At 35.8% G+C, this 2,534-nt stretch carries 3 protein-coding genes; 1 reads left to right on the top strand and 2 read right to left on the bottom strand.

The genetic code is table 11. The annotated features are described in order from the left end of the window. Nucleotides 1–426: Cj0814-related protein (locus FZ949_RS07315; RefSeq protein ID WP_508610095.1), on the top strand; the 426-nt coding region annotated here is incomplete at its 5' end. Between the two features lie 59 nt (nucleotides 427–485). Here FZ949_RS07315 and FZ949_RS07310 read toward each other — a convergent pair. Together FZ949_RS07310 and FZ949_RS07305 are read right to left on the bottom strand one after the other, a co-directional pair. Next, nucleotides 486–1,298, bottom strand: a complete 813-nt coding sequence (locus tag FZ949_RS07310) for a cell surface protein (RefSeq protein ID WP_148790306.1) — start codon at nucleotides 1,296–1,298, stop codon at nucleotides 486–488. Nucleotides 1,299–1,310: 12 nt separating this feature from the next. After that, the gene (locus FZ949_RS07305; RefSeq protein ID WP_087584841.1) at nucleotides 1,311–2,477 is read right to left on the bottom strand and encodes a Cj0814 family flagellar-dependent secreted protein; all 1,167 of its coding nucleotides are present in this window, start codon (nucleotides 2,475–2,477) and stop codon (nucleotides 1,311–1,313) included. Nucleotides 2,478–2,534: the final 57 nt, after the last annotated feature.

Below are 2,534 nucleotides of genomic sequence, written 5' to 3'. Positions count from 1 at the left end.
GAATATCGTGGCAATCACCAACTGCTATTTATGCAAAACTCAAGGACTATTGATCTGCTTGATAGTGATATGAGCGTTGATGAGTTTAAAGAGGAGTGGGCTAAATATGCACTAAAAGAGCGGTTTAATATAACTTTATCTGGCGAAGATACCAAAAATGCTGTCAATATACTAAAAGAGATGAATGAAAAAGGTTTTCAGGATATAGAGAGCGTTGAAGAAGAAAAAGACGACACCAAAGAGAAAAAATTTACTCCTATACAAGCTGAAAGCAAAAATACTGAAACTTATGACATTACTAAGGATGAGAAATTTTCGTTTTTACTTAAGCTTCAAGAGCTTGAGAGAGAACGAGGTATTGATGTGCTTCGTATCATGCAAAAGCTTGAAGAAAATGGTAAAAAGGTTGTCGATAAAAAGGTTTAAATTCATCTTTATAGTCGCTACTAAGTTACCCCTATGACAAGGTCGTTCTACTTTATCCATCAAGCCATCTTATTTAAAATTTGCTTCTTATCTATCTTTTGCATAAGCTCCAAGACATCTATGCCTCTTTTTTCTTTGAAATTTAAAAGCTCTCTTGCATATAGAAATTTCTGATCCTTGTTTATATCATAGGTTTCATACTTCTTCTTAACCTGCATAGGTTTAAATTTCTTCTCACTTTGCTCTTTGGCAAAATTTGCATTGTATTCTTGCTCTTCTTTATGCAGTTTTGCTAGAAATTCTTTATGCTCTTTTGTAGTTTTTTCTACGTCTTCTCTATAAAGCTTCTTAAACTCTTCTATACTTAGATCAGCTCTAACAAACAAAGCAGCACCATCATTACTCATCATTGTGTCTTCAGAAAATGATTTCATAAAATCTTCTAGCTCAGCCTCTTGTTCTGCTGTGCCAAGACCAACCATTAGCCCAGATATTGTTGGCTTGCCATCTACTGAGTTAGAAAGCAACCAGTCCATGTAATCTTGGAGTTCGCGAACTCTAAATTCTTCCATGTTTTCTGGCTCTCTTTTTGCTGATAGAGCTCGTCTTTCTTGAATGGTGTAATTAGATAGCATATTATCAATTCGATTTATAGTATCTGCTATCCAGCCCTCTTTACTTTTGTCTATATCTATAAATTCTTTTATAGTTTCGCTCCAGGGTTTAAAAAGATTCTTTGAGTAGTCAAATTTTTCTTCGGTAGCGTTTTTGTCTTGCTTACCTTCTTTGGTTATATTTTCTGTTGCATTTTCTTTTTGGATAGTGTTATCTTGTATCGGTGTGTTGCTAGGTCCGTTTATGCTAGTTATCATTTTAACTCCCCCTTACGCCTTTATATCAACATCTCTTTTTATACCAAGCATATCTACTAGATATTTTCCAGCTGGGTTTTCGTTTAGCTCTTTTACTAAATTTAAAGGCGGCATGCTAAATTTTAAAAAGCTATCCATAAAGTCTTTGCTCTTTTTGCCATCTTTATCTATCTCACCAAAGAGTAGCTTTAGCATTTTTAGATTATGCTCCATCATCTTTTTAAATGATAGTTCGTCTTCTTCATCTGAATACTTACCAACAAACCCAGTCGTTAGATCTACATAGACAAGGTCTCTTTTATACTTAACATACTCTTGCATGTATTCAGGCATACCAGCTAGATCAGAGTCGCTTGCTTTGTTGAAATTTGCTCCAAATTTCATCTCACCCATAAGCTCAAATAGCTCAAATGCCCTACTAAATTCTTTACTATCTACGCTCTTATCAAAGCCTTGCTTCTTTCCAAAAACGGTGGTTTCACCTTCTTTGACGTCAAGGTTGCTATTTATGACGGCTGCTAAAAGCCCGCCTCTAGTTATAGAGCCATCTTTATTAGTGTATTTCTCTCCATGCGGATCGATAAAAACACCACTGCCTACACTCTCTTTGCCGCCATTGTTATTGTTAAAGATATCTGTTGTTGGCTTTAGTGGCTGCCTGCCATCTCCACCATTAAAGCTTGGGTTGAAAAAAAGCGTGCTTATCATCTGCTTATTTGACTCTTTGCCGTTAAAATCAGCCGCAGCCGAGCCAAATTCATGAATGGAGTTATGGATTTTAGTTACTTGCATACTTTGGCGGTTATAAGAAAAGCCTTGAGGGAAATTTCTTATCTCGTCTAAGCTAAAGCTATCCTTTGAATTTAATGTATCTTCGCCAACTACTTGTGAGAGGATTTTGTAGGCATTGCCAGCAGTCTTTGCTATATCTATGCTTTTAAAGGTGCGACTAAAAAACGATGTCCCCTCTGCAACATTTACTAACGACTCCAGCGTGCTTGAGTGAATTTTATAATCACTTGGGATGCCAGCTTGTTTATTAAACTCATCTGTAAAGTAGCCATCCTTATCTACCTTGTAGCCTAAAACCTCTGAGCTGGTTTGGTTGGTAGAAACTTTGGTTGATACCTTTATGTTCTGCTCTAAATTTAAGTGGTAGCTACCAAGTGTGTTTATCATCTTAGATCCTTTAAATTTAAACCATCTTATTTAAAATTTGCTTCTTATCTATCTTTT

The organism is Campylobacter concisus, assembly GCF_902460545.1.
Taxonomy (GTDB): Bacteria; Campylobacterota; Campylobacteria; order Campylobacterales; family Campylobacteraceae; genus Campylobacter_A; species Campylobacter_A concisus_AE.
Note: the sequence above shows the minus strand (reverse complement) of the source record. Positions and strands in the feature narration are given on the sequence as shown.